The following is a 6,850-nucleotide window of genomic DNA, read 5'->3' as shown; positions in this document are numbered from 1 at the left end:
GATAGCGGTGGGTCAGGCTACGAAAGTGTTGCCTGTTCCGGCGCCATCGCAGCCTCGCCGGGGCTCGACAGCTCCCACACTGGATCGGTGTCGCTCTTACAAGCTCGGCAACAACTTCGCCGGCACCAGCTCGTTCAGGCAACGCGTTGCCAGCAGCTCACTGGCGGCATTGATGTCCGGCGCAAAGAAGCGGTCCTTCTCATAAAACGCGACTTTGCTGCGCAGGATCCCACGCGCCTTTTCCAGCGCCGGCGAAGTCTTCAAGCCATTGCGCAGGTCCAGGCCCTGGCAAGCCGCCAACCATTCCACCGCCAGCACACCGCGGGTGTTCTCGGCCATTTCCCACAGGCGCTTGCCCGCCGCCGGGGCCATCGACACGTGGTCTTCCTGGTTGGCTGACGTCGGCAGGCTGTCGACGCTATGGGGATGCGCCAGTGCCTTGTTCTCGCTGGCCAATGCCGCCGCCGTCACCTGGGCGATCATAAAGCCGGAGTTCACACCGCCATTGCCCACCAGGAATGGCGGCAGTTGCGACATGTGCTTGTCCATCATCAACGAGATGCGACGCTCGCTCAGGGAGCCGATTTCCGCGATGGCCAGCGCCATGTTGTCCGCCGCCATGGCCACCGGTTCGGCGTGGAAGTTGCCACCGGAAATCACGTCACCTTCAGCCGCGAACACCAGTGGGTTATCCGACACGGCGTTGGCTTCCACCACCAGCACTTCGGCCGCCTGGCGGAACTGGGTCAGGCAGGCGCCCATGACTTGTGGCTGGCAACGCAAGGAGTACGGGTCCTGGACCTTGTCGCAGTTCTCGTGGGATTGCGACACTTCGCTGCTTTCACCCAGCAGGGCGCGATACGCGGCCGCAGAGTCGATCTGGCCGCGTTGGCCCCGGGCAGCGTGAATGCGTGCGTCGAACGGCGAGCGCGAACCCAGCACGGCTTCCACCGTCAGGGCGCCACAGGCCAGGGCACCGGCGAACAGATCTTCGCCCTCGAACAGCCCACGCAATGCATAAGCGGTGGAAACCTGGGTGCCGTTGAGCAGCGCCAGGCCTTCCTTGGCCGCCAGGGTCAGCGGCGTCAGGCCGGCAACTTTCAGCGCTTCGGTAGCTTCCAGCCATTCGCCTTTGTAGCGGGCCTTGCCTTCGCCCAGCAGCACCAGCGACATGTGGGCCAATGGTGCCAAGTCACCGGAGGCGCCCACCGAACCTTTCAGTGGAATGTGCGGGTAGACCTCGGCATTGATCAGGGCGATCAGCGCGTCGATGACCTGCCGGCGAATCCCGGAAAAGCCCCGGCTCAGGCTGTTGACCTTGAGCACCATGACCAGCCGTACCAGCGCATCGCTGATGGGCTCACCGACGCCGGCGGCGTGGGACAGCACCAGGGAACGCTGGAGGTTTTCCAGGTCTTCGCTGGCAATGCGGGTCGAGGCCAGCAGGCCGAAACCGGTGTTGATGCCGTAGGCGGTGCGGTTCTCGGCGAGAATCTGCTCCACACAGGCGACACTGGCTTCGATCTGGGCCGAGGCGCTGTCATCCAGACTGAGGGTTACCGGCTGCTGGTAGATGGCCCGCAGTTGGGCAAGGCTCAGTTGGCCTGGAATCAGGTTTAGCGCAGTCACATTCATGCTCCTTTTGAGAGTGTTGTTAACTACCAGTCGCTCCGGATGCTTCCGTTATCCGCCGCTGTGCTCTTTTAGAGGATCAGTCGGCTTGGCACGCTGGTTATTGTTGGGAAAAGGTCAGTGCAAATTCGGTAGCGTGCGTTGCAGTAAATCGGCGTCCTTGAGCAACGCGGCGGTGGCTGCGATGTCTGGCGCCAGCCAGCGGTCCTGGTCGTAGGCCGGGACGTGTTCGCGCAGTAAACGCCAGGCGGCATCGGTGCCGGCGCCGAAGCGTTGCTCCTGGAGGAACTCGAACGCCTGGGCCGCCAGCAAGTACTCGATGGCGAGGATCTGGGTGACGTTTTCCAGCACCGAATACAGCTTCAGCGCGGCGTTGGTGCCCATGCTCAGGTGGTCTTCCTGCAGGCCCGAGGTGACGAAGTTGTCGAGCACCGCCGGTTGCGCCAACTGGCGGTTTTGCCCGCACAGCGAGGCGGCGACGTACTGCACGATCATCATCCCGGAGTTGACCCCGGGGTTGCTCACCAGGAACGCCGGCAAACCACTGACGTGCGGGTTGATCAGACGGTCCAGGCGACGCTCGGCGATGGAGCCGATTTCGGCCATGGCGATGGCCAGCATGTCTGCCGCCAGGGCCACGGACTGCCCGTGGGGATTGGCCTGGGACACCACGCGGTAGCTGTCTGGCGTGCCGAGCACCAGCGGGTTATCGGTGGCACCGTTGAGTTCGGTTTCGATCTGCCGGGTGGCGTGTTCCAGTTGGTCGCGGGCCGCGCCGTGCACCTGGGGAATCGAACGGATGCTCAGGGCGTCCTGGGTACGAATGCCTTTGCTGCTGGCGATCACTTCGCTGCCGTCCAGCAACGCGCGCAGGTTGATGCCCACTTGCTGCATGCCCGGGTGCGGCTTGAGCGCGATGATTTCTTCGTCGAAGGCGTCGATCTGGCCGCGCTGGCCTTCGAAGCTCATGGCACCGATCACATCGGCCCATTGCAGCAGGCGGTGCGCATCGGCCAGGGCCAGGCTGCTGAGGCCGGTCATGCACGGCGTGCCGTTGACCAGGCACAGCCCGTCCTTGGCACCGAGCACTACGGGCTGCAAACCTTCTTCAGCCAGCGCCTGGTGTGCGGGAACGATACGGCCCCGATAGCTGACGTCGCCGACGCCGAGCAAGGCGACGCCAATGTGCGCCATGTGGGTCAGGTAACCCACGGACCCCTGGGACGGCACTTGCGGCGTGATGCCATGGTTGAGCAGCCCCAGCAGCGAATGCACCACCTGCGGATGCAAGCCGGATTTGCCGTGGCTGTAGTTAATGATCGCCGCGCAAATGATCGCGCGGGTTTGCTCCACACTCAGTGGCGCACCGACGCCGCAGGCATGGCTGAGCAAGGTATTGCGCGACAGCCGGCTCAGTTGTTCGTCCTTGAGCGACACGTTGCACAAGGCGCCCAGGCCGGTGTTGATGCCGTAGGCGCGCTCGCCGCTGGTGACGATGCGCTGGACGATGGCCTGTGCATTGTCGATGCGAGCCCAGGCCTGGCCCGAGAGTTCGAGGATCGCACCGTGGCGAGCCACGGCGACCACGTCCTGCCAACGCATCGGGGCGTCGGCGATGATGATTTTTTCAGCCTGGGACATCGTTGACCTCTTCATGAAATTCGCAATTGTTGTGCAGCTTCACTGGCCTCATCGCAAGCGAGCCAGCTTCCACAGGGGAAACGCATTCCAAATGTGGGAGCTGGCTTGCCTGCGATAGCCTCAGCCAACCCACCACAAATATCGGATCAAACCACCGCCACCCGCCGCTGGACAAACCGGTTCACGTACTCATCCGCCGGTGAATGCAAAATCTCGCGGGGCGTGCCGACCTGGATCAGCTTGCCGTCCTTGAGGATCGCAATGCGGTTGCCGATGCGCACCGCCTCATCGAGGTCGTGGGTAATGAACACGATCGTCTTGTGCAGGGTCTTTTGCAGCTCCAATAACTGGTCTTGCATCTCGGCACGGATCAGCGGGTCGAGCGCACTGAACGCCTCGTCCATCAGGATGATGTCGGTGTCGGCCGCCAGCGCCCGGGCCAGGCCTACACGCTGACGCATGCCGCCGGAAAGTTGATGCGGGTATTTGTTTTCATAGCCCTTGAGGCCCACGGTTTCGATCCAGTGCAGCGCACGCTCGGCGCACACTTGCCTGGTTTCGCCACGCACTTTCAGGCCGTAGGCAACGTTGTCCAGCACACTCTTGTGAGGCAGCAGGCCAAAGCTCTGGAACACCATGCTGATCTTGTGCCGGCGGAATTGGCGCAAGGCTTCCATGTCCAGTTGCAGGATGTCTTCACCGTCCACCAGGATCGCACCGCTGGTAGGGTCGATCAGCCGGTTGAAGTGACGCACCAGGGTCGACTTGCCGGAACCCGACAGCCCCATGATCACGAAGATTTCACCGGTGTCGACGCTCAGGGACAGGTCGTTCACACCCACCACGCAACCAGTCTCGGCCAGCACCTCGTCCTTGCTCTTGCCCTGGCCAATCAACGCCAGTGCATCCTTGGAGCGGTTGCCGAAAATCTTGAATACGTTTTTGACTTCAATTTTGCTGACAGTAGTCATTTGCTCGCCTCATGCCGTGGACGACCATAGGCTTGCGTAATGCGGTCGATGACCACGGCAAGAATCACGATCGCCAGACCGGCTTCAAGGCCGCGTCCAACGTTGAGGGTCTGGATGCCCACCAGTACATCTTCACCCAGGCCACGGGCGCCGATCATCGAGGCGATCACCACCATCGACAGGGCCATCATGGTGGTCTGGTTGATCCCGGCCATGATGCTCGGCAGGGCCAGCGGCAGTTGCACGCCGAACAGTTGCTGCCAGCGGTTGGCACCGAAGGCGTTGATCGCTTCCATGACTTCACCGTCCACCTGGCGAATGCCCAGGTCGGTAAGACGAATCAGCGGCGGTGCGGCGTAGATCACCGTGGCGAAAATCGCCGGGACCTTGCCCAGGCCGAACAGCATCAACACCGGGATCAGGTACACGAAGCTGGGCATGGTCTGCATGATGTCCAGCAGCGGCATCAGCACCGAACGCAGGCGGTTGCTGCGGGCCGACAGAATCCCCAGGGGAATGCCGATCAGCACCGAGATCACCGTGGCCACCATCATCAGCGCCAGGGTTTGCATCAGCTTGTCCCACAGCCCGACCGCGCCCACCAGAAACAGCAGGCCGACGATCACGACGGTGGTGAACCACTTGCGAGTGGCATGCCAGGCAATACCGCCGACAATCAGCAACATCAACCACCAGGGCGCTGCGCGCAGCAAACCTTCCAGGTTAACGATGGCCCACAGCAACGTATCGGAGATGTGCCGGAACACATCGCCGTAGTTGGTCACCAGCGCATCGACCCAACTGTTGACCCAGTCGGCGATGGAAAACGTAAAACTCTCAGGAAACATAGTGTGCTCTCGATCCAGTGGATTGTGGCCGGGCGCCCGGTTGCCTGTGGCGGCAACCGGAAACGCTCAACCTACAAGGCCGCGTCGATTTTCTTGGCTGCGTTGTCGCTCACCATGCGTGCCAGAGTTCAGGATGTCCCTTGAGGAAAGTTTTCGCCAGTTTTGCTGTTTCAATTCGCTGTTTGTCATGCGTACCGGGTTCTGGTTAAGCAGGTTGAGCAGCGGCGCCCTGCACATCGGGCAGCACGAGGCGCTCAGGAATCGGGCTGTGCCATTTTTTCGCAGCCCAGTAGTACAACGCCGCCGGCACCACCAGCCCGATGATCCACGAGATATCGGTGTCGCCCAGGCTCGCGACCAGTGGGCCGGTGTAGAAATGCGTCGAGATGAACGGCATCTGAATCAGCACGCCGAACACGTAGATGCTGATGCCCATCAGGTTCCAGCGACCGTAGCGACCGTTGGGGTTGGACAGGGCCGGGATGTCATAGCGCTCTTTGGTGATGCAGTAGAAGTCCACCAGGTTGATCGCACTCCAGGGCGTGAAAAACGCCAGCAGGAACAGGATGAACGCGGAGAAATCCTTGAGGAACGAGTCCTTGCCCAGCAACGCCAGCGCGGCGGCAATCGACACCATCACGAAGATGTACAACAGCCGCGTGCCACTGCCGATATGCCGGCTGCCACGGAAACCACTGATGATTGTCGCGATCGACATGAAGCTGCCGTAGGCGTTGAGGGTGGTGACGGTGACCTTGCCGAAGGCGATGCTGAAATACAGCAGCGCCGCGACGATCCCGGTGCCGCCCAGGCCGACGATAAACGACACTTCGTGGTGAGCGAATTGCGAGCCTGCCAGGGCTGCCGCAAACACACCGAACACCATCGAAGCCTGCGCGCCGATCACCGAACCGAGGCCCACGGCCCAGAAGGTTTTCGAGGCCTGCGTGCTGCGCGGCAAGTAGCGCGAGTAGTCCGCTACATACGGGCCGAACGCAATCTGCCAGGACGCCGAGAGGGAAATCGCCAGCAGGAAACTGCTGAGGGAAAAATGCTTGTTGCCCAGCAACGCACCGATGTCGTTACCGGCCAGCAGCCTGTAGAACAGGTACACGAAGGCAACCACCCCCAGCACGCTGGCGATGCGACCGATGCCGTGGATCACCCGGTAGCCGAAGATCGTAAACACCATGATCAGCCCCGCGAACAATACGATGCCGACCCAGTCTTCAACGTGAAGCAACTGCGCCACCGCCTGCCCCGCCAGCAATGAGCCGCTGGCGGAAAAACCGATGTACATCAGGCACACCAGTACCAGTGGAATCACCGCGCCATACACGCCGAACTGCACGCGGCTGGAGATCATCTGCGGCAAGCCCAGTTGCGGGCCTTGCGCCGCATGCAGGGCCATGACGCCACCGCCCAACAGTTGACCGATCAACAGACCGATCAACGACCAGAACACATCACCGCCCAGCACCACGGCCAGGGCCCCGGTGACAATCGCAGTTATTTGCAGGTTGGCACCCAACCACAGGGTGAACTGACTCAATAGACGACCGTGTCTTTCCGCTTCCGGGATGTAGTCGATCGAACGCCTTTCGATCAACGGGGTGGTGCTTGCACGAGCGTCTTTTACTGCCATTTATGTTCAACCTCTGATGGATTGTTTTTGGGTGAAACGCAGATCACATGTGGGAGCGGGCTTGCTCGCGAAAGCGATGGGTCAGCTAACGACTTCAGTGACTGATACACCGC

Annotated in this window: 5 protein-coding genes and 1 pseudogene; all 6 read right to left on the bottom strand. The window is 61.6% G+C overall.

Annotation, left to right across the window (positions count from 1 at the left end; translation table 11 throughout):
* Positions 1-96: 96 nt before the first annotated feature.
* Positions 97-1,635, bottom strand: a complete 1,539-nt coding sequence (gene hutH / locus ACW9I6_RS29460) for a histidine ammonia-lyase (protein WP_085984627.1) — start codon at positions 1,633-1,635, stop codon at positions 97-99.
* 114 nt (positions 1,636-1,749) lie between these two features.
* Entirely contained in the window at positions 1,750-3,273 is a 1,524-nt protein-coding gene (gene hutH, locus ACW9I6_RS29455; protein WP_102367932.1) for a histidine ammonia-lyase, read from the bottom strand.
* A 146-nt stretch (positions 3,274-3,419) separates the two neighbouring features.
* Complete coding sequence (locus ACW9I6_RS29450; protein ID WP_003209262.1) at positions 3,420-4,244, bottom strand: quaternary amine ABC transporter ATP-binding protein; 825 nt, start codon at positions 4,242-4,244, stop codon at positions 3,420-3,422.
* Entirely contained in the window at positions 4,241-5,092 is an 852-nt protein-coding gene (locus tag ACW9I6_RS29445) for an ABC transporter permease (protein WP_003209260.1), read from the bottom strand. The genes ACW9I6_RS29450 and ACW9I6_RS29445 overlap by 4 nt, the downstream gene beginning before the upstream one ends.
* Before the next feature lie 71 nt (positions 5,093-5,163).
* A pseudogene (locus ACW9I6_RS29440) lies at positions 5,164-5,311 on the bottom strand (histidine ABC transporter substrate-binding protein); the annotation flags it as partial.
* Positions 5,298-6,737: a purine-cytosine permease family protein gene (locus tag ACW9I6_RS29435; protein WP_087692903.1), complete on the bottom strand. Its 1,440-nt coding sequence runs from the start codon at positions 6,735-6,737 to the stop codon at positions 5,298-5,300. The pseudogene ACW9I6_RS29440 and the gene ACW9I6_RS29435, both read right to left, overlap by 14 nt.
* Between the last annotated feature and the right edge of the window lie 113 nt (positions 6,738-6,850).

The organism is Pseudomonas sp. SDO5522_S412 (assembly GCF_054071215.1).
The sequence above is the reverse complement of the archived record's forward strand: the minus strand, read 5'-3'. Positions and strand labels throughout refer to the sequence as shown.